Annotated in this window: 18 protein-coding genes; 13 read left to right on the forward strand and 5 right to left on the reverse strand. The window is 73.2% G+C overall.

The features are described 5' to 3' along the window. Nucleotides 1-2 precede the first annotated feature (2 nt). The 7 genes from mtrB to secA all read left to right on the forward strand — a co-directional run bounded on the left by mtrB (nt 3) and on the right by secA (nt 12,673). The gene (gene mtrB / locus K330_RS22195; RefSeq protein WP_022923146.1) at nt 3-1,664 is read left to right on the forward strand and encodes an MtrAB system histidine kinase MtrB; all 1,662 of its coding nucleotides are present in this window, start codon (nt 3-5) and stop codon (nt 1,662-1,664) included. Beyond that, the gene (locus K330_RS0117680; protein WP_022923147.1) at nt 1,661-3,466 is read left to right on the forward strand and encodes an LpqB family beta-propeller domain-containing protein; all 1,806 of its coding nucleotides are present in this window, start codon (nt 1,661-1,663) and stop codon (nt 3,464-3,466) included. The genes mtrB and K330_RS0117680 overlap by 4 nt, the downstream gene beginning before the upstream one ends. A 75-nt stretch (nt 3,467-3,541) precedes the next feature. After that, on the forward strand, nt 3,542-4,318 hold the full coding sequence (locus K330_RS22200) for a ComF family protein (protein ID WP_022923148.1): 777 nt from the start codon (nt 3,542-3,544) through the stop codon (nt 4,316-4,318). A gap of 111 nt (nt 4,319-4,429) precedes the next feature. Continuing rightward, nucleotides 4,430-5,122, forward strand: a complete 693-nt coding sequence (hpf, locus tag K330_RS22205; protein WP_022923149.1) for a ribosome hibernation-promoting factor, HPF/YfiA family — start codon at nt 4,430-4,432, stop codon at nt 5,120-5,122. A 109-nt stretch (nt 5,123-5,231) separates the two neighbouring features. Continuing rightward, nucleotides 5,232-6,479 (forward strand): winged helix-turn-helix domain-containing protein, encoded by a 1,248-nt coding sequence (locus K330_RS0117695; protein WP_022923150.1) that lies wholly within the window; start codon nt 5,232-5,234, stop codon nt 6,477-6,479. 147 nt (nt 6,480-6,626) lie between these two features. Continuing rightward, a complete protein-coding gene (locus K330_RS23020; RefSeq protein WP_169448612.1) occupies nt 6,627-9,842 on the forward strand; it encodes an ExeM/NucH family extracellular endonuclease in 3,216 nt (1,071 codons plus the stop codon). A 110-nt stretch (nt 9,843-9,952) separates the two neighbouring features. Further along, the gene (secA, locus tag K330_RS0117710) at nt 9,953-12,673 is read left to right on the forward strand and encodes a preprotein translocase subunit SecA (protein WP_022923152.1); all 2,721 of its coding nucleotides are present in this window, start codon (nt 9,953-9,955) and stop codon (nt 12,671-12,673) included. Here the strand turns inward: secA and K330_RS0117715 are convergent. Both K330_RS0117715 and K330_RS22215 read right to left on the reverse strand, forming a co-directional pair. Further along, complete coding sequence (locus tag K330_RS0117715) at nt 12,670-13,218, reverse strand: Rv3235 family protein (RefSeq protein ID WP_156875871.1); 549 nt, start codon at nt 13,216-13,218, stop codon at nt 12,670-12,672. The two genes, secA and K330_RS0117715, sit on opposite strands and share 4 nt — an antisense overlap. Beyond that, nucleotides 13,215-13,997 (reverse strand): LysM peptidoglycan-binding domain-containing protein, encoded by a 783-nt coding sequence (locus K330_RS22215; RefSeq protein ID WP_051145669.1) that lies wholly within the window; start codon nt 13,995-13,997, stop codon nt 13,215-13,217. Before K330_RS22215 ends, K330_RS0117715 begins: the two co-directional genes overlap by 4 nt. A 178-nt stretch (nt 13,998-14,175) precedes the next feature. On the opposite strand from K330_RS22215, the gene K330_RS0117725 reads away from it, so the two are divergent. Then, nucleotides 14,176-14,736: a hypothetical protein gene (locus K330_RS0117725; protein ID WP_022923155.1), complete on the forward strand. Its 561-nt coding sequence runs from the start codon at nt 14,176-14,178 to the stop codon at nt 14,734-14,736. A gap of 18 nt (nt 14,737-14,754) precedes the next feature. Here the strand turns inward: K330_RS0117725 and K330_RS0117730 are convergent, their stop codons facing one another. Next, nucleotides 14,755-14,976: a helix-turn-helix transcriptional regulator gene (locus tag K330_RS0117730; protein ID WP_022923156.1), complete on the reverse strand. Its 222-nt coding sequence runs from the start codon at nt 14,974-14,976 to the stop codon at nt 14,755-14,757. A gap of 148 nt (nt 14,977-15,124) precedes the next feature. On the opposite strand from K330_RS0117730, the gene K330_RS0117735 reads away from it, so the two are divergent. The 4 genes from K330_RS0117735 to pruA all read left to right on the forward strand — a co-directional run bounded on the left by K330_RS0117735 (nt 15,125) and on the right by pruA (nt 19,545). After that, the gene (locus K330_RS0117735; RefSeq protein ID WP_022923157.1) at nt 15,125-15,826 is read left to right on the forward strand and encodes a CpaB family protein; all 702 of its coding nucleotides are present in this window, start codon (nt 15,125-15,127) and stop codon (nt 15,824-15,826) included. Further along, complete coding sequence (locus tag K330_RS0117740; RefSeq protein ID WP_022923158.1) at nt 15,823-17,292, forward strand: CpaE/TadZ family protein; 1,470 nt, start codon at nt 15,823-15,825, stop codon at nt 17,290-17,292. The genes K330_RS0117735 and K330_RS0117740 overlap by 4 nt, the downstream gene beginning before the upstream one ends. 97 nt (nt 17,293-17,389) lie before the next feature. Further along, complete coding sequence (locus tag K330_RS22220; protein WP_156875872.1) at nt 17,390-17,845, forward strand: DUF6912 family protein; 456 nt, start codon at nt 17,390-17,392, stop codon at nt 17,843-17,845. A gap of 71 nt (nt 17,846-17,916) precedes the next feature. Then, nucleotides 17,917-19,545, forward strand: coding sequence for an L-glutamate gamma-semialdehyde dehydrogenase (pruA, locus tag K330_RS0117750; RefSeq protein ID WP_029202843.1), 1,629 nt, complete (start codon nt 17,917-17,919; stop codon nt 19,543-19,545). A 142-nt stretch (nt 19,546-19,687) separates the two neighbouring features. Here pruA and K330_RS0117755 read toward each other — a convergent pair whose 3' ends face one another. Then, on the reverse strand, nt 19,688-20,188 hold the full coding sequence (locus tag K330_RS0117755) for a DUF2505 domain-containing protein (RefSeq protein WP_022923161.1): 501 nt from the start codon (nt 20,186-20,188) through the stop codon (nt 19,688-19,690). Nucleotides 20,189-20,193: 5 nt separating this feature from the next. After that, nucleotides 20,194-20,673, reverse strand: coding sequence for a hypothetical protein (locus K330_RS0117760; RefSeq protein ID WP_022923162.1), 480 nt, complete (start codon nt 20,671-20,673; stop codon nt 20,194-20,196). 141 nt (nt 20,674-20,814) lie between these two features. On the opposite strand from K330_RS0117760, the gene K330_RS22225 reads away from it, so the two are divergent. Continuing rightward, on the forward strand, nt 20,815-25,596 hold the full coding sequence (locus tag K330_RS22225) for an NAD-glutamate dehydrogenase (protein ID WP_022923163.1): 4,782 nt from the start codon (nt 20,815-20,817) through the stop codon (nt 25,594-25,596). The last annotated feature ends 78 nt before the right edge of the window (nt 25,597-25,674 follow it).

The raw sequence follows: 25,674 nt of genomic DNA on the forward strand, positions 1-25,674 counted from the left end.
CGGTGAGCGAGCGGCCCGCGCCGCCGCGTCCCGACCCGGCCGGGTCCCGCCTGGCCGCGTGGTGGCACGGGTCGCTGCGCGTCCGGGTCATCAGCATCACCACCCTCGTGGGTCTGGCGCTCGCCGCGATGCTCGGCACGGTGCTCTACCAGCAGATCGGCGAGGGCCTGGTCGCCCAGGCGGTCGACAACGCCCAGCGCGACGCCTCCCAGCAGGTCGCCCTCGCCCAGGAGGCCTTCGACTCCACCGACCGGCGCGACGACACCGGTCTGTCCCTCGCCGCCGACAACCAGATGCAGTCGATGGCCGGGGGCAGCGCCGAGGAGGGTCGGCGCGTCGTGCTGTGGCCGGCGCTGGACAACGAGCGGGGCGCACCCATCAGCGGGCGGTCCCTCGGCGCCAACGTGACCGACATTCCCGAGGGCCTGCGGGAGGCGCTGCGCGCCGACCCCACCAACCAGCACGTCGTGGTCGTGCCCATGTCGCTGGCCGGCCAGGAGGAGCAGGTCACCTCGGTCGTCGTCGGCTCACGTGTCAGCCTGGTCCGCGCCGGTGCCTACGACCTGTTCCTCGTCTACCCGCTGCTGCGCGAGCAGGAGACCCTCGACCTGGTCCGCCAGCTCTTCGTCGCGGCCGGCATCGCGCTGACCCTGCTCGTCGCCGGGGTCGGCTGGCTCGCGACGCGCATGGTGACCCGTCCGGTGGAGGAGGCGGCGGTGGTGTCCCACCAGCTGGCCCTGGGCCACCTCGACGAGCGGCTGCCGGTGCAGGGCACCGACGAGCTGGCCCAGCTGGCCACCTCCTTCAACACCATGGCCGACTCCATCCAGCTGCAGATCCGCGAGCTGCGCTCGCTGTCGCAGCTGCAGCAGCGGTTCGTCTCCGACGTGTCGCACGAGCTGCGGACCCCGCTGACCACGATCCGGATGGCGGGGGAGATCCTCTACGCCTCGCGGGAGGACTTCACCATGCCGGTGGGCCGCTCCGCCGAGCTGCTCCAGCAGGAGCTCGACCGCTTCGAGGAGCTGCTGACCGAGCTGCTGGAGATCAGCCGCTACGACTCCGGCGCGGCCACCATCGAGCGGCACCGCGAGGACGTCGTGGCGCTGGTGCGCGCGGCGGTGGACGGGGTCGGCGCGCTCGCCGACCGCCTGGGTTCCGAGCTGGTGGTGCGAGCCCCTGCCGAGCCCGTGGCCGTGCTCATGGACGGCCGCCGCGTCTCCCGGGTGCTCCGCAACCTGCTGTCCAACGCCGTCGAGCACGGCGAGGGGCGGCCCGTCGTGGTCTCGGTCTCGGCCACCGAGCAGGTCGTGGCCGTCAGCGTCCACGACCACGGCATCGGCCTCGACGAGCAGCAGCAGGCCCACGTCTTCGACCGGTTCTGGCGGGCCGACCCCTCGCGCGACCGCACCACGGGCGGCACCGGCCTGGGGCTGGCCATCGCCCAGGAGGACGCCCGCGTGCACGGCGGCTGGCTGCAGGTGGGCAGCGCCCCGGGGGTGGGCACCTGCTTCCGCCTGGTGCTGCCGCGCCAGGCGACCTACGTCATCGCCGAGCCGCCGCCACCGGTCGGGCACCCCGCAGGCCAGCACGGCGCCGACCACGACCACCAGGTGCCGCCCGTGGTGCTGGCGCTCGCCACCCAGGGGGAGGAGCAGCCATGAGGTCCCAGAGGCCTACCCGCCCTACCCGCCCCACCCGTCCGGCCCGTCCGGCGCTCGTCGCGCTGCTCGTCACGGTGGTGCTCGTGCTCACCGGGTGCGCGGCGTCGTTGCCGACCGACCCGGTGCCGCGGCCCGGGCTGTCGGTCGACGTGCAGCCCAACCCGGACGTGCAGCACTTCCTCCAGCAGCCGCAGCCGGGCGCGAGCCCCGCCGAGATCGTCGAGGGCTTCATCCGCGCCAACGTCGGGTTCGCCGACGACGAGGACGTCGCCCGCACCTTCCTGACCCCCTCGCTGGCCAGCGAGTGGGTGCCGACGCGCAGCGTGCTGGTGCTCGAGGGCAGCCCCACCTTCCGCGGGGAGGGTGACGAGGTGAGCGTCACCGCGGTCGTCACGGGCCACATCGACGCGGCCGGGGTGCTCACGGAGCGCACCGGCGAGACGGTGCAGACGTTCTCCCTGGCACGGGTGGACGGGCAGTGGCGCATCGACGGCTTCCCCGAGGACTTCGGCCTGTGGCTGACCGTCCCCGACCTCGGCCGGGCCTTCCGCGACACCCGGATCTACTACCTGGACCCGCACCTGGACCACTTCGTGCCCGAGGTCCGCTGGCTCGCCCGCGGGGAGGGGTTGACCACCGCCGTCACCCGCGCCCAGCTGGCGCCGGTGCCGCGCCACCTGGAGGGGGCGGTCCGCACCGGGGCCTCGCCCGACGTGCACCTCGCCGTCGGGGCGGTCCCCGTCGACCCCACCAGCCAGGTGGCCACGGTCGACCTGCAGGGTCAGGGCCTGGGGGAGGACCCCGAGCGCATCCTCGACCTACGGGCCCAGATCGGTCATGCCCTGCTCGGGCTCGGCGGCGTCACCGCCGTGGAGCTGCGCCTGGGCGGCCGCAACCTGCTGCCGGACGGCGAGGGTGCGGTCAACTCCGCCTCCGAGCTGGGCTACACCGAGGTGCAGCGCACGGCCGAGCGGGCGCTGCTGCGCATCGGGGAGGTCTTCGCCCTGGTCGACCCGACGTTCTACAACCTGCGCAACCTGCCCGCCTCGGCGTCCTCGGCCGTGGACCTGCCCCGGCTGGGGACGGAGTGGACCGGCGTGGCGGTGACCGAGGACCTGGCGGAGCTCGCCGCCGTCTCCACCGACCGCTCCCGGTTGTGGCGCTGGCGCGACGGCGAGGAGAACGTCAACGAGGGCATCGGTGACGGCCTGACCGACCCGAGCTACGACCCGCACGGCAGCCTGTGGGTCGCGGGTGTCGCCCGCAGCCAGGGCAGCCCCCGGGTCTGGGTGGTCGACGGCACCGACATCTCGGCCGTCGCGCGCCCGGTCGACGTGCCGTGGCTGGGTGACGACCAGCGGGTCCAGACCTTCCGGGTGTCCCCGGACGGCACGCGTGCCCTTCTCGTCGTCGCCGAGGGGACGGACGACAGCCGGCACCGGCTGCTCGTCGCCGGCATCGTGCGCGACTCCGAGGGCCGCGCGACCGCACTGGCCCAGCCGATGGCGGCGGCACCGACCCTCGTCGCGGTCGGGACCGCGCGGTGGGCGACCACCTCGGAGATCGTCGTCACGGGCCGCCGGGTGCAGGACCAGCGTCCGGTGCCGTTCAGCGTCCCGCTCGGCGGCTGGCTCGACGAGCTCGGTGAGCAGCCGGGGCTCGTGGACGTGCTGGCCGTGCCCACCGGCCAGGGGTTCACGCCGGTGGTGCGCACCGAGGACGGGCGCTTCCACACCCGCGAGGGCTCCTCGGGATGGTTCGGTGCCCGCAACGGTGACGAGCTGATCATCCCGGGCACCTGACCCGGTCCCTGCGGGCCGGGCGGCCCTGTGGACGGACGAGGGCCCGCGGTGACGGCGTGCCGCACCCTGAGGGGTATGCCGTGGCGCCCGTGGGAGGACGTGCTCGCCCTCGTCGAGCTCGCGGCCCCGTCGGCGTGCGCCGGGTGCGGGCGGGCAGGGCTGCGGTGGTGCCCGGCGTGCGCGGCGGACCTGGCCGGGACGGCCCCCCGCACGTGGACGCCGACCCCGCGCCCGCCCGGCTTCCCCCCGACCTGGGCGGGACCGGCCTACGAGGGTGCCGTGCGGGCGGCGGTCGTGGCGTGGAAGGACGGTGGGCGTGCCGACCTCACGGGCACGGTGCTCGCCCCGGTGCTGCGCGACGTCCTGGCGGCGGCGCTGGCCGCCTCCCCGGACCACCGGGCCGCCGTGGCCCGTGGGTCGCCCGTCGCGCTCGTGCCGGCCCCGTCGGCGCGCCGCAGCACCCGTCAGCGGGGCGAGCACCGGGTCCGCAGCCTGGCCGCCGCGGCCGTCCGCGGCGCCGGGCCGCTGCGGGTCGTCGACGTCCTGGAGCTGTCGCGACGGGTCGCCGACCAGGCCGGGCTGGGAGCCGCGCAACGTCGGCGCAACCTGCAGGGCGCGGTGCGCGTCCGTCCTCGTGGGACGCCCGCCGTGGCCGGTCTGCCGTGCGTCCTGGTCGACGACGTCGTCACCACGGGGGCCACCCTCAGCGAGTGCGCGAGGGCGCTGACGGTGGCGCGCAGCGGCCCCGTCGTGGCCGTCACCGTCGCCGCCACGGCGCGCCGCAGCAGGCCATCGCAGGCCGCGGCACCGGCCCCGGCGGGCCGACTTTCGGTTCCCAGGAGGGCGGACTAATGTGACTGCATGGAGCACCTCTCGCAGATGGCCAGGGGGTGATGCGGTTGGACCAGGCGCCATGACGACGCCAACGAGCACCCACCACCTGAAACCCTGTATGGAGGACTCATGGAACTCACCGTGACCGGTCGCAAGAAGGACGTGGCGGAGCGCTTCCGCCGTCACCTCGAGGACAAGCTCGACAAGATCCCGCAGCTGGCGCCGCGCGTGCGCCGCACCGAGGTCGTCCTGACCCACGAGGCCAACCCCCGCCAGGCCAAGGAGGCCGAGCGCTGCGAGATCACGTGCTACGTGGGACGTACCGTGGTCCGCGCAGAGGCCGCCGCCGACGAGGAGTACGCCGCCGTCGACCTGGCCATGAGCAAGCTGACCGAGCGGCTGCGCAGGATGAACGACAAGCGCCGTATCAGCCACACCGGCAAGCACCGCCTCCCGTCGGTCGCCGAGGCCACCTACGGCCTGCCGACCGAGCCCCTCGCCGCACCGTCCGACAACGGCTCGCGGCCGCCCTCCCCGGAGGAGGCGCTCGACGCCGAGCTGCAGACCCAGGGCAACAGCCCCATCGAGATCCGTGAGAAGACGCACGCCTCGAGCCCGATGACCGTGGGGCAGGCACTGTCCCGCATGGAGCTGGTGGGCCACGACTTCTTCCTCTTCCACGACGTCGACACCGACCGCCCGAGCGTCGTCTACCGCCGCCGCGGCTGGTCCTACGGCGTCCTCCGGCTCGACGTGGACCACGACGGTCCCGGCGAGGAGGACGACCTCGGCGCCGCCACGCCCGAGGCCGTGGCCTCCTAGCACCGCATGCCCCTCGAGGACGGGCCCGTCACCCGCAGGTGACGGGCCCGTCCCGTCCTCCCGGCCCGTCGAGGGGGCCCTGTCACCGGTGCGTGGCACAGTGGCGCGCATGGCGACGCCCAGCCCGAGCCCGACCGTCCCCGCACGAGCGCCCACGCTCTCGCTCGCGCAGGCCCGCCGGCTGGCGCTCGCGGCGCAGGGCTTCGCCGACCCCCGTCCCGCACCGGGCGCCGCCACCATGCGGCACGTCACCCGGGTGGTCGACCGGGTGCAGGTCGTCCAGATCGACAGCGTCAACGTCCTGACCCGCTCGCAGTACCTGCCGTTCTTCTCCCGGCTCGGCCCCTACGACCCCGCCCTGCTCGACCGCGCCCGCGACGGTGCGGGCCCCAGGGCGCGCACCGGTCGGCGCCTCGTGGAGTACTGGGCGCACGAGGCCTCGCTCGTGCCGCCCTCGACCTGGCCGCTGCTGACCTTCCGCATGGAGCAGGCGCGGGAGCGGGCGTGGAGCCGCTCCTTCGCCCAGACCCACCCCGAGCTGCTCGAGGCGGTGCGGACGGTGGTGCGCGAGCACGGCCCGCTCACCTCCCGGGAGGTCGAGGCCCACCTGCCGCACGGGGCCGGCCGCAGCGACGAGCAGTGGGGGTGGAACTGGTCGGCGGTCAAGCACTGCCTGGAGCTGCTCTTCTGGTCGGGCGAGATCACCTCGGCCGGGCGCACCACGTCCTTCGAGCGCCGGTATGCCGCACCCGAGGTGGTGCTGCCCGCCGAGGTCGTGGCCCGCCGCGAGGCGCTGGCGCACGAGGACCCCCAGGAGGCGGTGACCGAGCTGCTGGGCATCTCGCTGCGCGCGCACGGGCTCGGCACGCAGCGCTGCCTCGCCGACTACTTCCGGATCCGCGGGCCGAGGGTGGCGCGCGGGCTGGAGGAGCTGGAGGCGCGCGGCGAGGCGGAGCGCGTGCGGGTCCCCGGGTGGACCGACCGGCCGGTATGGCGTGTGCCGGGGATGCGGGTGCCGCGCCGGGTGCCCGGGGCGGCCCTGCTCAGCCCCTTCGACTCCCTCGTGTGGCAGCGGGAGCGGACCGAGGGCCTGTGGGGGATGCGCTTCCGGCTGGAGATCTACGTGCCCGCCCCGCAGCGGCAGTACGGCTACTACGTCCTGCCCTTCCTGCTCGACGAGGAGCTCGTGGGCCGGGTGGACCTCAAGGCCGACCGTGCCGCGGGGGCGCTGGTAGCGAGGGCAGTGCACTGGGAGCCGGGGGTCGACATTCGTCGTGCGGCTCCCGCCCTGCAGGAGCAGCTGGAGCTGATGGCGAGGTGGCTCGGCCTGGCCAGGGTGGACTTTGCCAAAACGTGACCAGGTTTTCCCGGTGCGGACCGCTGTGGCCCCTGTCCCCGGCCCGCGAAGGCTTCTAGGGTCGGTCAGTGGTGCGCCCGTGCGCACCGTCTCCCGAGAGAAAGAAACGCAATGATGCATCCCTCCCGGCCAAGGACGGCCGTGGCGGTGACAGGGGCAGCGACGCTCCTGGCCAGCCTGCTGGTCCCGACAGCGGCCACCGCCGACGAGCACGAGATCTTCATCAGCGAGATCCACTACGACAATGCAAGCACCGACGTCGGAGAGGCGATCGAGGTGCAGGCCCCGGCCGGCACCGACCTCACCGGCTGGACGCTCGTCCTCTACAACGGCAACGACGGTTTGACCTACGGCAGCGCGGCCGCGGTGGGTGGGGTCGTCCCGGAGGCCGGGGTGCTCGTCGTCAACTACCCCGTCAACGGCCTGCAGAACGGTGCGCCGGACGGTGTCGCGCTGGTCGACGGTGCAGGGCAGGTCGTCGAGTTCCTCTCCTACGAGGGGGAGATGACCGCCGCCGGCGGACCGGCGGAGGGCATGGCCAGCACCGACATCGGGGTCGTGGAGGCCGGCTCGGACCCGGCCGGGCTGTCGCTGCAGAAGGTGGACGGCGCCTGGACCGGCCCGGTCACCGCGACCTTCGGCGTGCGCAACGGCACCGTGACCGACCCCGACCCGGACCCCGGCCCGGCGCCGGAGCTGTGCGACGTCGCCGTGACCCCGATCGGGGTGGTGCAGGGCGAGGGCGACGCCAGCCCGCTGGACGGTTCTCCCGCCCTGGTGCGCGGCACGGTGGTCGGCGACTTCCAGACGGGCGGCTTCAACGGCTACTTCGTCCAGGACGGCGGTGACGCCAACCCCGCCACCTCCGACGGCATCTTCGTCTTCGCCCCCAGCGGCACCGACGTGGCCGTGGGCGACCTCGTCGGGCTGTCCGGCACCGTGGACGAGTTCAACGGCCAGACCCAGCTGACCGACGTGCAGGTCGAGGTCTGCGACACCGACGTCGCCCTGCCGGCGCCGGTCGAGCTGACGATGCCGGTGCTCGACCACGAGCGCTACGAGAGCATGTACGTCACCTACCCGCAGGACCTGGCCATCCTGGAGTACTTCAACTACGGCCGCTTCGGCGAGATGGTCCTCGGCGTGGGTGACGGCACCCTCCGTCAGCACCAGCCGACCGCCGTCCACGAGCCCGGCTCCCCGGAGGCGGTGGCCCTGGCCGAGCACAACGCCACCCACCGCATCACCCTCGACGACGGGCTGAGCCCGCAGAACCCCCCGGTGCTGCGGCACCCGAACGGTGAGCCCTTCTCGCTGGGGAACAGCTTCCGCGGCGGGGACGTCGTCTCCAACCTGACCGGCGTGCTGGACTACCGGTTCGACCTGTGGCGGGTGCAGCCGACCGAGGGCGCGGACTACACCCCGCAGAACCCCCGTCCGGCGGTGCCGGAGGTCGGCGGGACCACCACCGTGGCCTCCTTCAACGTCCTCAACTACTTCACGACTCTCACCTCCGAGGACCCCCAGGCCCGCGGTGCGGACACGGAGACCGAGTTCGCGCGTCAGCAGGCCAAGATCGTGGCCGCCATCAACGAGATGGACACCGACGTCGTCGGGCTGATGGAGATCGAGAACAACGGTGACGTCGCGGTGGGCAACCTCGTCGACGCGCTCAACGCCGACGCGGACGACGCCGGGAAGTGGGCCTTCGTGTCCACCGGCGTCATCGGCACCGACGCGATCGCCCAGGCCTTCATCTACCAGCCGGCCCGGGTGACCCCCGTCGGAGAGGAGGCGCTGCTGGACTCCAGCGTCGACGCGCGCTACCTCGACGAGTACAACCGCCCCGCGCTGGCCCAGACCTTCGAGGACACCGTGGTGGGCGGGCAGGTGACCGTGGTGGTCAACCACCTCAAGTCCAAGGGCTCGGGATGCGACGCGGTCGGCGACCCGGAGGACCCGGACGGGCAGGGCAACTGCAACGGGGTCCGCACCCAGGCCGCGCAGGCCCTCGCGGACTGGGCCTCGGCTGACCCCACCGGCACCGGGGCCGAGCACGCCCTGGTCATCGGTGACCTGAACTCCTACGACAAGGAGGACCCGATCGAGGCGCTGACCGCGGCCGGGTACTCCGACCTGCTGCTGGAGTTCGTCGGCGAGTACGCCTACAGCTACGTCTTCGACGGCATGCTCGGCTACCTCGACTACGCGATGGCCAACGCGGCGCTGGACGACCGGGTGACCGGCGCGGCCGCGTGGGCGATCAACGCCGACGAGCCGTCCGTCCTGGACTACGACATGTCGTTCAAGCCGGACGAGCAGGACGCGCTCTATGCCCCGGGTCCCTACCGCTCCAGCGACCACGACCCGGTCCTGGTCGGGCTCGACCTGACGCAGGAGCCCGCCCCCGGCGTCGACGTCACGCGCTGGAACGGTGACAACCGCTACGAGACCGCGGCCGTCATCGCCGAGCAGTTCGGCGAGGTCGACACGGTCTACGTCGCCACCGGCGTGACCGCGGCAGACGCCCTCGTGGGCGCCTCGCCGGCCGCCAACGGTCTGGTGCCGGGCCTCATCGGCATGGCCACCGCTCCGGACGGGTCCGCCGCCCCGGTCGTGCTCGCCAAGCCCGACCGGCTTCCGGCAGCCACGCGGGGACTCATCGAGGCCGTCGACCCGGCCAACATCGTGATCCTGGGCGGGCCCGGCGCGGTGAGCGCCGCCGTCGAGCAGGACCTGGAGCAGTACGGCGAGGTGGCCCGCGTGGCGGGTGCCAACCGTTACGAGACCGCCTCGCTGCTCTCCGACCTGTTCGGCACCAGCGACGTGGTCTTCCTGGCCAGCGGTGGCGACCGGTCCTTCGCCGACGCCCTCGCGGGCTCGGCGGTGGCAGGTGGGCTGGGTAGCCCGGTGCTGCTGACCAAGACGGACCGGCTGCCGTCGACCACCCGGGACGCCCTGGTCGAGCTGTCCCCGTCGCGGATCGTCGTCCTGGGCGGCGAGCTCGCGGTGTCCGACGCGGTGCTGGATGAGGTGCGGGCCGCGACCGGCGTCGAGGACGTCGACCGCGTGGCTGGTCCCGATCGCTACCAGACCGCGCTGGCGGTGTCTGCCGAGTTCGTCGCGTCCAGCGACGTGGTCTTCGTGGCGACCGGTCGCACCTACCCGGACGCGCTGACGGTGGCCGCCTACGCGGGCGCCGTGAGTGCCCCGGTGCTGCTGACCCGACCCGACGAGCTGCCGCGCGGGCTCCTTGACGAGCTCGACCGGCTGCAGCCCGGCACCGTCGTCGTCGTCGGCGGCGACGGCGCGGTCTCGACGGAGGTCGAGCAGGCGCTGGAGGACTGGGCCGCCCAGCCCTGAGCCCAGCACCGTCCCGACGGGGCGTGGACCGCATGGAGCGGCCACGCCCCGTCGTGCTGTCTGCGTGCCGCCGCTGGGATCTCCCAGGTCGGGGCGGTTAGCCTAGGCAGGTGGCCAACCTCTTCGAGAAGATCCTGCGCGCCGGCGAGAAGTCCGCGCTGCGCCGGCTGGAGTCCATCGCCAAGCAGGTCAACGCCCTCGAGGAGGACTTCGAGGGCCTGACCGACGCCGAGCTGCGCGAGGAGACCGACAAGTTCAAGAAGCGCCTGGCCGACGGGCAGACGCTGGACCAGCTGCTGCCCGAGGCGTTCGCCGCCGTGCGCGAGGCGTCCAAGCGGACCATCGGCAAGCGCCACTTCGACGTGCAGCTCATGGGCGGGGCCGCGCTGCACCAGGGCAACGTCGCCGAGATGCGCACCGGTGAGGGCAAGACGCTCGTGGCGACGCTGCCGTCATACCTCAACGCCCTCACGGGCAAGGGCGTCCACGTCATCACGACCAACGACTACCTGGCGCAGTACCAGTCCGAGCTCATGGGCCGCGTCCACCGCGCTCTCGGCCTGGAGACCGGTTGCATCCTGTCGTCCATGACGCCCGCGCAGCGTCGCGAGCAGTACGCCATGGACATCACCTACGGCACCAACAACGAGTTCGGCTTCGACTACCTGCGCGACAACATGGCCTGGTCGCTGAAGGACCTGGTCCAGCGCGAGCACCACTACGCCATCGTCGACGAGGTCGACTCGATCCTCATCGACGAGGCGAGGACGCCGCTGATCATCTCGGGCCCGGCCGACCAGGCCACCAAGTGGTACACCGAGTTCTCCAAGCTGGTGCGCCGCCTCGAGCGGGGTCAGGCCGGCGACCGGCTGCGCGGCGTCGAGCCGTCGGGTGACTACGAGGTGGACGAGAAGAAGAAGACGGTCGGGGTCCTGGAGGCGGGCATCGAGAAGGTCGAGGACTACCTCGGTATCGACAACCTCTACGAGTCCGCCAACACCCCGCTCATCGGCTACCTCAACAACGCGATCAAGGCCAAGGAGCTCTTCGAGCGCGACAAGGACTACGTCGTGATGGACGGCCAGGTGATGATCGTCGACGAGCACACCGGCCGCATCCTGCCCGGTCGCCGCTACAACGAGGGCATGCACCAGGCGATCGAGGCCAAGGAGGGGGTGGAGATCAAGAACGAGAACCAGACCCTGGCAACGGTGACCCTGCAGAACTACTTCCGCATGTACGACAAGCTCGCGGGCATGACCGGCACCGCCCAGACGGAGGCGGCCGAGCTGCACTCCATCTACAAGGTGGGCGTGCTGTCCATCCCGACCAACATGCCGATGATCCGCAAGGACCAGCCCGACCTCGTCTACCGCACCGAGGAGGCCAAGTTCACCGCGGTCGTGGACGACATCGCGGGCCGCCACCGCATGGGTCAGCCCGTCCTCGTGGGCACCACGTCCGTGGCCAAGTCGGAGTACCTCTCCGAGCAGCTGCGCCGCCGCGGGGTCAAGCACGAGGTGCTCAACGCCAAGCACCACGAGCGGGAGGCGGCCATCGTCGCCGAGGCGGGCCGCCGTGGCGCCGTGACGGTCGCCACCAACATGGCCGGCCGAGGCACCGACATCATGCTCGGGGGCAACCCCGAGTTCCGCGCCGTCGCCGCGCTCAAGGCGCAGGGCCTGGACCCGCACGACACCCCGGAGGAGTACGAGGCCGCCTGGGACCGGGCCCTGGCGCAGGCCGAGTCGTCCGTCGCCAGCGAGCACGACGAGGTCACCGCTCTGGGCGGGCTCTACGTCCTGGGCACCGAGCGGCACGAGTCCCGGCGCATCGACAACCAGCTGCGTGGTCGTGCCGGGCGCCAGGGAGACCCGGGCGAGAGCCGTTTCTACCTCTCGCTGCAGGACGACCTCATGCGCATGTTCAACGCGGCCATGGTCGACCGGGTGATGGCCACCACCGGTCTGTCCGACGACGTGCCGATCGAGTCCAAGATGGTCTCCCGCTCCATCGCCAGCGCCCAGTCGCAGGTCGAGGCGCAGCACTTCGAGACACGCAAGAACGTGCTGAAGTACGACGACGTCCTCAACCGCCAGCGCGAGGTCATCTACGCCGAGCGGCGCCGGGTGCTCGAGGGCGAGGACCTGCAGGAGCAGGTGCGCCACTTCGTCAACGACGTGGTCACCGACTACGTCACGGTCGCGGGCGGCCAGGGACTGGCCGACGGCATCGACCTGGAGCAGCTGTGGGAGGACCTGGGCCAGCTCTACCCGGTCCAGATCACGGTCGAGGAGGTCGTCGAGGCCGCCGGCGGACGCAATGCGGTGACGACCGAGCTGCTGGTCCAGGAGCTGACCTCCGACGCCCAGCACGCCTACGACGAGCGCGAGGAGGCGGTCGGTCCTGAGCTCATGCGCGACGTGGAGCGCCGCGTCGTGCTGCAGGTCCTCGACCGCAAGTGGCGTGAGCACCTCTACGAGATGGACTACCTCAAGGAGGGCATCGGCCTGCGCGCGATGGCCCAGCGCGAGCCGCTCGTGGAGTACCAGCGCGAGGGATACCAGCTCTTCCAGGCGGTGATGGAGGCGATCAAGGAGGAGTCGGTGCGCTTCCTGTTCCGCGCGGAGGTCAAGCGTGCCGAGGAGCCCGAGCAGCCCGCGCAGCAGCAGCTGACGTTCGTGGCGCCCAGCGAGGACGGCTCCGCCGAGGCACGACGGGTCCGCGCCGACGGCAGCCTGCCGGAGGAGGACCAGGCGTCCGCCTCCGCGGGCTCTGACGGCGCCTCCGGCAACCGTGCCGAGCGCCGCCGGGCCCAGCGCAGCCGCTAGCCCAGCTCCCAGGCGGTGATGAGCCACCGCCCGTCCACGCCGCTCATCCGCAGGGCGAGCGCACGCACGCGGCCGTCCACCCAGACCACCGCCGCGATCTCGCAGACGCCGTCGGCGGGGGAGCAGGGGTGCACCGAACGGACGACCGGTGGACGTCCGGAGCGGCGGCCGCGGCGTCGTGCCAGCAGGCCCCGGCGGTGCGCCCGCTCCCGGATCTCCGGCACGACCCAGCGCGAGAGCTGGTCGGGGGAGCGCACCCCCTCGTAGGCCTCCAGCATCGCCTGGATCATGCGCCGGGCCCACGGCACCGGCTCGGGCAGGTCGGGGGTCGAGGTGGCCTGCGGCCCGAAGAAGGCGTCGTCGGCGCCGCCGCGGAAGTCGACCGCCAGGCAGCCCTGCACGTAGCGGGAGGGTGGCGGCTGCTCGACGTCCTCGTCCCAGTCCTGGCCCTCCGGCGCGGGGTCCGTCCGCGGTGCGGGCAGGACCCGCAGCACCGGTGGTGCGGCAGCCCGTCGTGCGTCCGTCCGGGAGACGGCGGCGCTCACCGTGCGCCCCCGGGAGCGGGCACCACCAGGCGCTGACCGGGGTGGATCAGGTCCGGGTCCGCGCCGATGACGTCTCTGTTGGCGGCATACCAGCGCGGCCACGCCTCGGCGACGTCCTGGTCGGTGGCGTGCTCGCCGAGGTGCCGGGCGGCGATGTCCCACAACGTGTCGCCGCGGTGCACGACGACCTCGTCCGTCGATGTCGGCGCCGCGGCCGTGCTCACCAGGCCCACCTGCGCCGTGGGCTGTCGGGCGGGTGCGGGTCGGGCCGTCGTGGGGGTCCACCCCGGGACGGGCACCTCACCGGCACCCGGGTCGTGGACGTCCTCGACGGTCGCCGGCACCGCTCCGGCTGTCCGCAGCTCGGGTGCGGCGGCGAGGACCGTCGGGTCCACCGTCGCGGTCACCCCTACGGGCAGCGGTGCCTCCGCGGCTGTCGCGGGGCCGGCGCCGAGGCCCGCCACCACCAGCAGCACGGCCGCGACCCGTCCGGTCAGTCCTCCGCGCGGACGACGCCCGTCATCGACCCCGTCCGGCCGGGCGCCTGCGGGCCGTGCCGACAGTGCCAGCGAGACCGAGGCGCTGCCCAGCACCACGGCCACCCAGGCCGCGAGCAGGCCCGCCGCCCCGGTCGCGAGAAACCCCACGCCCAGCTCGACGCCGACGGTCGCGGTGCCCGGCCACGCGGTCGCGGCGGTGCGCAGCAGCCAGACGGCCGCGACCCCGGTCAGCGCAGCCCCGGCTGCCCCCAGCAGCGCCGCCCGTGCAGATGTCCCCATCATCGGTTCCTCCGGTGTCGATGCGTCCGTTTGCGTGCGTTTGCGTCAAACTACGTCAGGAGGCGTACGCAGGGCAAGGGTCTCGTGCGGGCTGTGGACACCGGCACCCCGCTCCGTCTCCGACGGTGCTGTGGACGCCCACGGTCATGACCGACGCCCGTGCTGGCACCATGGCGCCATGCGCTGGGAGGACCTGTTCGTCGACCTGGAGGCCCAGCAGGCCCAGCTCGAGCGTCGCGACCGCGACCTCGAGGCGGCCGAGCACACCCGCGCCGAGCGCGGTCAGATCGAGCTGGTCCACCGCCTCCTCGGCGCGGAGGGGGCGGTGCTGCGTCTGCGCGTGCGCGGCGTGGGCTGGCTCGAGGCCACCCTGCGCGACGTCGGTGCCGACTGGCTCCTGCTCGACCACGGCGGCACCCTGGAGGCTCGCGGGCGGGAGATCCTCACCCCCCTGGCCGCGGTCACCGCGGTCGAGGGGCTGCCGCGGCGGGTGGGTGACCACGGCGTCGACGGCCGACGGCTCGGTCTGCGACCGGCCCTGCGGGCCATCAGCCGGGACCGCGCGGTCGTCCGGGTGCACGACCGCGAGGGTGACCACGTCACCGGCACGATCGACGCGGTCCTCGCCGACCACCTCGACCTGGCCCGTCACCCCGACGACGCGGCCCGCAGGGCGTCGGCGGTGCGGGGGCGGGTCAGCATCCCCTACGCCGCCCTCAGCCTCGTGCGCCGCCTCTGACGCGTGCCCCCGGCCCTGTCAGTCGAGGTCGCCGGAGCCCTGACGCAGGGTCTCGCGCGTCTGGGCGTACATGCGCTGGATGTAGGCCTCCAGCTCGCTGTTCTCGACCCGCCAGACCCCGCGCCCTCCGAGCTTGACGCCCTGGAGGTCGCCGGAGCGCACGAGCGCCTTCACCTGCGACAGCGAGACGTTGAGGGTCTCGGCCACGTCCGTCAGGGTGAGGAAGCGGGGAGCGGGCACGGCGCAGGTCCTTTCGCAATTCTTGACCCAGATTTTACTGACGCGTGGGCCTCTCTTGACCTGCCTGTGGACAAGATGGGGGCGCCGTGCGCTTTCTCGTTAGCGTTGCGGGCCAGACAGGGGTAGCACACCACACGAGGAGGGGTCCATGCCCGTCGCCACGTCGACCGTCCCCGGGACGTCGCCACCCTCGGTCGCGCCCCGGACGGCCCGCCGCCTGCAACGTCCGGGCTGGCGCGACCTGCGGCTCGTCGTCGGCGTCCTCCTCGTGCTCCTCTCGGTCGCCGGCGGCACCCGCCTGGTCTCCTCCCTCGACGACACCACCCCGGTCTACGCCGCCGCCCGCGACCTGCTGCCCGGGCAGCCCGTCGGCGAGGACGACCTGGTGACGGTGCCCGTGCGGATGGGGCAGCAGCTGGGTCACTACGTCGACGGCTCGGCGCCCATCCAGCCCGGGACCTACCTCGTGCGCCCGGTCGGCGAGGGCGAGCTCGTCCCGGCGACCGCGCTGGGCACCGCCCGCGAGGCGCTGGACAAGACGGTCGGGGTGCCGGTCGACTCCGTGGCCGCCCGGTCGCTGGCCACCGGGACGGTCGTCGACGTCTGGGTGAGCCGCCGTGACGGGGAGGCGGTGGGCGAGGCCTACCTCGAGCCCGAGCTGCTGCTGGCCGGGGCGGTCGTGGACACCGTGCCCGCAGAGACCACCGGGCTCGGCGCCGGGCTGGGGCGCACGGCGGTCCAGGTCGTGGTGCCGGCCGACGAGGTCGGCACGGTCATCGCGGCCGTCGACCAGGAGGCGCGGATCACCCTGGTGCCCTCGCCCCGCGACACCTCGGGGAGCGGCCGGTGACCCTGCCCCTGGTCACGGCCGTCGCCCCGCGCTGGGAGGGGGCGCTCGCGGGAGCGCTGTCGACCTCCCGCCGGGTGCATGTCGCCCGTCGGTGCGCCGACGTGGCCGAGCTCCTCGGTGTCGTCGCCGCCGGCGTCGGACGGCTGGCGGTGCTCTCCGCCGACCTGCGGGGTGTGGAGCGTTCGGTCATCGACGCCCTGCACGAGCAGGACGTCCTCGTGCTCGGGGTCCATCCGCCGGGTGACGAGGCCGCCGAGCGGACCCTGCGTCGGTGGGGGCTGGGGGTCGTGGTGCCCGCAGACACCGGGGCCGAAGGCCTCGACGAGGCCCTCGCGCGCCTGCTCGGGGAGGACCAGCCCGCGACGCGGCACCCCGACGCGACGCACGAGGAAGGACGGGCAGAGGTCCGGTCGACGCCTCGCCGCAGCACCGGTGAGGGAGCCGCCACCGACACCGCCGGCCACGGCGAGGACCACGCCGCCCCGCACCCGTCGGGGCCTGCTGGGGACGACGAGACCGCATACCGCGAAGGATCTGGTGCGCGCGACCCCGAGGGGTCGGGCGAGCACGACATCTCGAGCCTCGCCGAGGACGACCAGGGGCCGGGCTCGGTCGTCGTCGTGTGGGGACCGACCGGCAGCCCGGGACGCACGACCGTCGCGGTCAACCTGGCGGCCGAGCTCGCCGACCCGCTGCACCCCGTCGTTCTCGTCGACGCCGACACCTACGGCGCGAGCGCGGCGCAGACCCTCGCCGTGCTGGACGAGGTGCCCGGCGTCGCGGCGGCGGCGCGGGCGGCCGACCAGGGCTCGCTGGACCGCGAGACCCTCGCCGGGCTCGCCCCCGAGGTGCGGCCCGGACTGCGGATCCTCACGGGCCTCCCGCGGGCCGACCGGTGGCCAGAGCTGCGCGACGTCGCCCTCGCGGACGTGCTGGAGCGCTGCCGCGGCCTGGCCCGCACGACCGTGGTCGACGTGGCGGCCCCGCTCGAGCAGGACGAGGAGCTCTCTTTCGACACCCTGGCGCCGCGACGCAACGGGGCGGCGCTGACGGCGTTGGACGCCGCCGACAGGGTCGTCGTGGTCGGCACGGGTGACCCGGTCGGGCTGCAGCGCCTCGTGCGCGGGCTCGACCTGCTGTCGGCGTGCACCCGTGCCGAGCGCACCGTCGTGGTCACGCGCGTGCGCCCCGGGCCGGTGGGGCCGGACCCGGGCCGTCGGATCCAGGAGGCCCTGGACCGTTTCGCCTCGGTCGGCAGGGTGCATCTCGTGCCCGAGGACCAGGAGGCCCTGGACGCCGCCCTGCTGCACGGCCGGGCGCTGCTGGAGGTGCGTCCGCGCAGCGCCGCCCGCCTCGCTCTGGCCGGCCTCGCGGACGTCGTCGCCGACCGCGTCCCCGCGAGCCGGCGCGCCCGGGCCGCGGCCGGGCGCAGGTGGCTGCCCGGACGGCGCGTCGCGACGGCCTAGGGACGACCCGGGTCGCGGCGGGCACAGGTTCGTCCGTGTCCTGCATGTCTGACACCATGGGTGGACGCGTCGCCCGTGCGGCGAGGAAGGCAGAGCGATGACGACAGTGCGGTGCTACGTCCCGGTCACCCTGGAGCAGCTGACCCGGCTCCGCGACGAGCGCACCCTCCCGGGTCCGCTGGCTGCGTATGCCGTGACCGCGGCCGTGGAGGAGGACCACCCCTCGGGCGACACCGAGGAGTGGGAGTACGCCGCCCTGCAGGAGGCCGCCCGCGGTCTGGCCGGGCAGGGCAGCGCCGTGATCGTGGCCGCCGTGGACATCGAGCGCGACCGGGTCCACCCCGGTGAGGTCGCGGACGCCCGCGTGTCGGTCGGCGACGTCGACCTGCCCAGGGTCGCCGCCCTGCACCTGGGCGACGACGTCGTCACCGGTCGACCCGGAGCGCTGGCGGGCACGGCGGGCGAGGTGGAGCTGTCCTGGTACGACACCACCGAGCTGGCCCACGTGATCGAGCTGGCGCAGACGCTGGCCGCCACGCCGCAGGCCGACTGACCCTCCCGGCTTCGCAGGCCGACCAGAACACCATCCCCCGACGAAGAGGACGAGGAAGTGAGCCGATGACCATGGATGCCTTCGTGGACGTGCCGACACCGCAGAACGAGCCGGTCCTGACCTACGCGCCGGGGACACCCGAGCGCGCCGAGCTGGAGAAGACGCTGGCGCAGATGGCCGGCGAGGCGGTCGACCTGCCGCACGTGATCGGGGGCGAGGAGGTCGTCGGCTCGGGCGAGGAGATTCAGGTCGTCCAGCCGCACGCGCACGCCGAGGTGCTCGGCACCCTGCGCGACGGCACGACGCAGGATGCCGAGCGTGCTGTGCAGGCCTCCCTCGACGCCGGCGAGGCCTGGCGTCGCATGTCGTTCGAGGACCGTGCGTCGGTCTTCCTCAAGGCGGCCGACCTGCTCGCCGGTCCCTGGCGGGCACGGCTGAACGCCGCCACCATGCTCGGCCAGAGCAAGACCGCCCAGCAGGCCGAGATCGACTCCGCCTGCGAGCTGGCCGACTTCTGGCGGTTCAACGTGCACTACGCCCAGGAGGTGCTCGCCGAGCAGCCCGTCCGCAACGCGCCCGGCACCTGGAACCGCGCCGACCACCGGCCGCTGGAGGGCTTCGTCTACGCCGTCACGCCGTTCAACTTCACAGCCATCTCCGGCAACCTCCCGACCGCTCCGGCGCTGATGGGCAACACCGTGGTGTGGAAGCCCGCACCGACCCAGCAGCGGGCCGCGACAGAGGTCATGCGCCTGCTGCAGGCCGCCGGGCTGCCGGACGGTGTCATCAACATGGTCACCGGCACCGGCCCGGCGATCTCCGACGTCGTGATGACCCATCCCGACTTCGCCGGCCTGCACTTCACCGGCTCGACCGCCGTCTTCAACTCGTTGTGGGCGCAGACCGGTCAGAACCTGTCGACCTACCGCTCCTACCCGCGCATCGTGGGGGAGACCGGCGGCAAGGACTTCATCGTCGCCCACCCCAGCGCCGACGTCGACGTGCTGCGCACGGCGATGGTGCGCGGCGCGTTCGAGTACCAGGGTCAGAAGTGCTCGGCCGCCTCGCGCGCCTACGTGCCGGCCTCCCTGTGGGGGCGCCTGCGTGACGAGCTCGTCGCGGAGGTCGACGCCCTGACGATGGGGGACGTGCGTGACCTGTCCAACTTCATGGGGGCGGTCATCGACGCCAAGGCCTTCGCCAAGCACAAGAAGGTGCTCGACGACGCACGCTCCGACGACGGAGTGGAGATCGTCGCCGGCGGGACCTACGACGACTCCGAGGGCTGGTTCGTCCGCCCGACCGTCGCCGTCGTGGAGGACCCCTTCCACGAGATGGTCCGCACCGAGTACTTCGGGCCCATCCTCACCGTGCACGTCTACGAGGACGCGCAGTGGTCGGCCATGCTGGCGCAGATGGAGTCGGTGGCGCCCTACGCGCTCACCGGGGCCGTCGTCGCCCAGGACCGGGCAGCGGTCGCGGAGGCCGCCCAGACCCTGCGGTTCGCCGCCGGCAACTTCTACGTCAACGACAAGCCGACCGGGGCCGTCGTCGGTCAGCAGCCCTTCGGCGGCGCCCGGGGCTCGGGCACCAACGACAAGGCCGGCAGCCGGGCCAACCTGCAGCGGTGGACCAGCACGCGCATCATCAAGGAGACGTTCGTGCCGGCGACCGACTACCGCTACCCGCACATGGGCTGAGGTCACCCTCACGCGCCGACGCCCCCGACCGTCCCAGGTCGGGGGCGTCGCGCGTTGGTGCAGGTATGGCGTGCACGCCGCGTCGTCGGTGGGGGGTGTGGCGTGCGCGCCGCGTCGTCGGTGGGGGTGTGGCGTCGCGGGCTCAGTGCGAGGCGAGCCACTCCTGGGCCACCTGCTCCTCGACGCGCACGATCTCGCTGATGCGCGGGGCGACGGCCTCCTCGATGCGCCGGCCCAGGAAGGGGACGTTGGCCTCGAGGTCCCCGTCGACGACGTGGTCGGTCGTGCCCGGCTCGCCGCCGACCCGCAGGTGCACCCCGCCGGTGAAGCTCACCGGCAGCCCCGGCAGGTCGATCGACATCGCCCCCTCGCGCTCGCCGTCGGGGTCGGCGCCGCCCCACCGCACGGTCTCCACGAGCAGGATCTGCGGGCCCACGAAGGCCCGGGCGACGTCCGGGACCCCGTCGCTGGGGATGTGCCGCCGGGTGGTCACCACCGTCGCCTCGCCGTCCGCCTCCACCGTGACCGTCTGGTCCGTGGCGCCGGAGCGCTCGCAGCGCAGCTCCTGGTAGGCGGGGTCGCACAGCATCTCGAAGGTGCGACCCGGGGCTGCGGGGTGCACGACGGTCTCGGTGATCCTCATACGGCTCAACCTAGTGCCTGCAGGCGCCGCTGCAGGCCGTGCAGACGCCGCAGCACGACGCCCTTGTGACCGGGAGGCACCCGGCCGCTGCGCCCGTCGTCGGCCACCCTGTCGAACAGGTCCGCCAGCTCCAGGGCCACCCGGGCCGCCTCCGCCCCCCACGGCGGGCCGGCGTCGAGGACGGGCGCGACCCTGCGCAGCGCTGCGGCCGCAGCCCGGCACGAGGCGTGGTCCACCGGTCGGGCCGGCCCGCCGATCGCACCGACCACGAGGGGCTGCGGGGTCGGGGAGGACGACCCGTCGGCCAGGTCGACGAGAAGGTGGGAGAGGGCGTCGACCAGGCCGTCGGCCAGTCCCGTGGCCTCCGCCCAGCCCAGGTCGGCAGCGGCCCCCTGGAGGTCGTCGACCGCCCGCAGCACCTCGCCCCGGGGCGGGGCGGGGCGGGCCGGCGAGCGGGCGCCGGGCCCGGGGGCGGACCGGTCCATGCCACCACTCTAGGGAGGTCCCGGGCCGCCCGTTGCGGTCATCCCCAGGCGGGTAGTGTGTCCAGCAGCGCACGCCGAGGTGCGCCAGGCTGAGCGAGCACACGAGCACACGAGCAGACGAGCAAGGAGCGCTTGAGAGCGATGGCGGACACGCTGGTCGACAGGTTCTACCACCACGCCCCCGTCGAGGTGGGCCACGACCCGGACCAGCGAGAGGCGATGGCGCGCTCGATGGCCGAGCTCTCCTCCTCCCGCCCCGCCGACGAGGCCGCGGTGCGCGTGTTCAACCCGACGATGGCCCGGGACGGCTGGACCAGCCGGCACACCTTCGTGCAGGTCGTCACCGACGACATGCCCTTCCTCGTGGACTCGGTGACCCACGAGGTCCTGCGCCAGGGGTTGACCGTGCACCAGCTGCTGCACCCCCAGCTCGTGGTGGACGCCGGGTCCGGGGACATCGTCGACACCGACCCGCGCAAGGTCGGCGCCGGGCAGCGTGCCGAGTCGTGGATCGTGGTGGAGACCGACCGGCTCAGCGACGCCGACGACCTGGAGGTGCTGCGGGCGGACCTGGAGGGCGTGCTGGCCGACGTGCGCCGCGCGGTCGACGACTGGGGCGCGATGCGCCAGCGCGCGCGGGCGATCATCGCCGACCTCGAGCTCTCCCCGCCCTCCACCGTCGACCCGGCCACGGTGCGCCCGACCGTCGACTTCCTCAGCTGGGCCGACGACCACCACTTCACCTACCTGGGCTACCGCGCCTACGACCTCGTCGAGGAGGGGGAGGAGGCCTACCTGCGGTCGGTCCCCGGCAGCGGGCTGGGCATCCTGCGCGACTCCCAGGACTCGCCCAGCACCCTGTCGCCGCTGCGCCCCGAGGCCGCCGCCACCGCGCGGGAGCCACGCCTGCTGACGGTCACCAAGGCCAACACGCGCGCGACGGTCCACCGCTCGGTCCCCCTGGACTACATCGGCATCCGCCGCTTCGACAGCCAGGGCCAGGTCGTCGGCGAGCAGCGCTTCCTCGGCCTGTTCACCCAGAGCGCCTACAACGAGGCGGCCGTCCGGCTGCCGATCGTCGGGGCGAAGGTCAAGCAGGTGCTGGCCAGCAGCGGCTACGCGCCCGACAGCCACTCGGGCAAGGACCTCGTGAGCGTCCTGGAGGGCTACCCCCGCGACGAGCTCTTCCAGGCGCCCGTGGACTACCTGCAGCAGACGGCCCAGGAGGTGCTGCGCCTGCTCGAGCGTCCCGAGGCCCGGGTGTTCGTGCGCAAGGACGAGTTCGGCCGGTTCGTCAGCGCCCTGGTCTTCCTGCCGCGCGACCGCTACAACACGGCCAACCGGCTGCGCGTCCAGCGCCTGCTGGAGGACACCTACGGCGGGACGCTGTCCGACTACGCCACCCGGGTCGGGGACGAGCCGCTGGCCCAGCTGCACTTCATGATCCGGCTGCCCCGCGAGGGCGGGCCGGAGCACGTCGATACCGACGAGCTGCAGGAGCGGCTGCGCGCCGTCACCCGGACGTGGACCGAGGACCTCACCGACGCCGTCACCGAGCACGTCCAGGACGACGCCGAGGCGGGCGACCTGCTGCGGAAGTTCGGTGACGCCTTCCCCGAGGCCTACAAGGAGGACTTCGACGGGGCCGCTGCATACCTCGACATCCGTCGCCTGGTCGAGCTGCACGGCTGGGCCGCCTCCACCCGCCCGAGGCTCTACCGCGACGCCGAGGACGACCCCGGTGAGCGGCGGATGAAGGTCTACCGCGCCGAGGAGATCTCGCTGACCGACGTGCTGCCCGTCTTCGCCCACCTGGGGCTGGAGGTCACGGTGCAGCGCCCCTACGAGGTGGACCTGCCCGACGGCACCACCAGCTACGTCTACGACTTCGGCCTGCGCGCCGCGTCGGAGTCGGTGTGGACCGGTGACGAGGGGCGCTCCGAGGAGGACGTCGCCCAGGCCTTCGAGGACGCCTTCACCGCCGTCTGGGGCGGGGCCGCCGAGTCCGACCTGCTCAACGCCCTCGTGCTGACCGCCGGACTGGACTGGCGCGACGTCGTGATCCTGCGCACGCTGGCCCGCTACGTGCGGCAGGTCGGGGTGTTCAGCCTGGAGTACATCGAGGAGGCCCTGGTCGCCAACCCCGCGATCGCCCGGACGCTGGTGGAGCTGTTCACCACCCGCTTCGACCCCGAGCTCGACCTCGACGACGACGGGCGGGCCGAGCGTGCCGCCCGGCAGGAGGCCGACATCGAGGCCGCCCTGGACCAGGTGGCCAGCCTCGACCAGGACCGGATCCTGCGGACCCTCGTCGCGGTGGTGCGGGCGAGCCTGCGCACCAACTTCTTCCAGCGCGACAAGGACGGCGCCCCCAAGGCGCACGTCTCCGTCAAGCTGCTCCCGCGCGAGCTGCCGATGCTGCCCGAGCCGCGGCCCGCCTTCGAGATCTGGGTCTACGCGCCCCGGGTCGAGGGCTCCCACCTGCGCTTCGGGACCGTCGCCCGCGGCGGCCTGCGCTGGAGCGACCGGCGCGAGGACTTCCGCACCGAGGTGCTCGGGCTGGTCAAGGCCCAGATGGTCAAGAACGCCGTCATCGTGCCCACAGGGTCGAAGGGCGCCTTCGTGGCCAAGCAGCTGCCCGACCCTGCCGTCGACCGTGACGCGTGGCTCAAGGAGGGCAAGGCGGCCTACACCACCTTCATCAGCGGGATGCTCGACATCACCGACAACCGCGTCGAGGGCGAGGTCGTGCCGCCCCCGCAGGTGCTGCGGCGCGACGGTGACGACCCCTACCTGGTCGTCGCGGCCGACAAGGGCACCGCCACCTTCTCCGACCTCGCCAACGGCATCGCCCAGTCCTACGGCTTCTGGCTCGACGACGCCTTCGCCTCCGGCGGTTCGGCCGGCTACGACCACAAGGAGATGGGCATCACCGCCCGTGGCGCCTGGGAGTCGGTGAAGCGGCACTTCCGGGAGCTGGGGCTGGACACCCAGGAGGAGGACTTCACCGTCGTCGGCGTCGGCGACATGAGCGGTGACGTCTTCGGCAACGGGATGCTGCTCTCGGAGCACATCCGGCTCGTGGCCGCCTTCGACCACCGGCACATCTTCCTCGACCCCGACCCCGACGCCGCACGCTCCTACGCCGAGCGCAAGCGCCTCTTCGAGCTCGCGCGCTCGAGCTGGGAGGACTACGACACGAGCCTGCTGAGCGAGGGCGGCGGGGTCTTCCCCCGCAGCGCCAAGTCGGTGCCGGTCAGCCCGCAGGTCCGTGAGCGGCTCGGCATCGACGGGGACGCGTCCTCGATGGCGCCCAGCGAGCTGCTCAGGGCCATCCTCGGCGCGCCCGCGGACCTGCTGTGGAACGGTGGCATCGGCACCTACGTCAAGTCCTCCACCGAGACCCACGCCCAGATCGGTGACCGCGGCAACGACGCGATCCGCGTCGACGGCCGCGACCTGCGCGTGCGGGTCGTCGGCGAGGGCGGCAACCTCGGCCTGAGCCAGCTGGGCCGGATCGAGGCGGCGCTGCACGGGGTGCACGTCAACACCGACGCGATCGACAACTCCGCCGGCGTCGACAGCTCCGACCACGAGGTCAACATCAAGATCGCCCTGACGCCGCTGGTCCAGGACGGCACCATGACGCTGGAGCAGCGCAACGAGCTGCTCGAGTCCATGACCGACGAGGTGGCCGCCAAGGTGCTGCGCCACAACTACGACCAGAACGTCCTGCTCGGCAACGCCCGGCACCAGAAGGACGTGATGGCGGCGGTGCACCAGCGCCTGGTCCGCTACCTGGGCGAGACCGCCGGACTGGACCCGGAGCTGGAGTTCCTGCCGGACCGCGAGGAGTGGGAGCGGCGCGACCGTGAGGGCCTGGGTCTGACCAGCCCGGAGTTCTCGGTCCTGGTCGCCTACTCCAAGCTCGGCCTCAAGGACGCGCTGGCCGACAGCGAGCTGCCCGACGACCCGGCCATGGTCGACACGCTGCTGGGCTACTTCCCGGAGCCGCTGCAGGAGGTCGCCGGCCAGGCCCTGCGCGAGCACCCGCTGCGGCGTCAGATCGTCGTCAACGAGATCGCCAACGCCATGGTCAACCGCGGCGGGGTGAGCTTCGCCTACCGCGCCCAGGACGAGACCGGCGCCACGCTCGTGCAGATCGCGCGCGCCTTCCACGTGGTCCGGGCGGTGTTCGACCTGCGGTCCTTCACGGACGCGGTCGAGGCGCTGGACAACACCGTCGACACCGCGACACAGTCCGAGCTCTACCTGGAGTTCCGTCGCCTCGTCGACCGGGCGGTGCGCTGGTTCTTGTCCAACCGTTCGCTGAGCAGCGGCATGGAGGGCGAGATCGAGCGCTTCGCCGGTCCGGTGCAGTCCCTCTCCGGCCGCTTCCGCGACCTCCTGCAGGGCTCGGAGCTGGAGCGTTTCGAGGCCAACGCGCAGTGGGCCCGTGAGCGCGGGGTGCCCGACGACCTCGCCGACGCCTACGCCGGCGCGCTCGACCGGTTCTCGCTGCTGGACATCACCGAGCTGGCCATGGAGATGGGCCGCGACGTCGAGGAGGTCGCCGCCATCTACTTCGGCGTGTCCGAGGCGTTCAAGCTCGACGTCATGCTCACCCACGTCTCGCACCTGCCGCGCACCGACCGGTGGTCCTCGCTTGCCCGCGGGGCCATGCGCGACGACATCTACGGCGTCATGCGCGGGCTGACGCGCACGGTCGCCGAGCGCACGTCGCCAGGGTCGGCCTCGGTGGAGCGGGTGCGCGACTGGATGACCGAGCACCGCGAGGCGCTGACCCGGACCAGCCAGGTGCTGCGCACGGTGGGCCAGATGGACGAGCCGGGCCTGGCGCCGCTGTCCGTCGCGCTGCGCACCCTGCGCGGGCTCGTCCGCCAGGGAGCGGCCGGCGACTGACCCTCGCCCCGACAGACCGGTATGCCGTCGCGCCTTCGTCCCGGGGCGCGGCGGCATACCTGCGTCCGGGCGCGCCCC

Source organism: Ornithinimicrobium pekingense DSM 21552 (assembly GCF_000421185.1).
GTDB lineage: Bacteria > Actinomycetota > Actinomycetes > Actinomycetales > Dermatophilaceae > Ornithinicoccus > Ornithinicoccus pekingensis.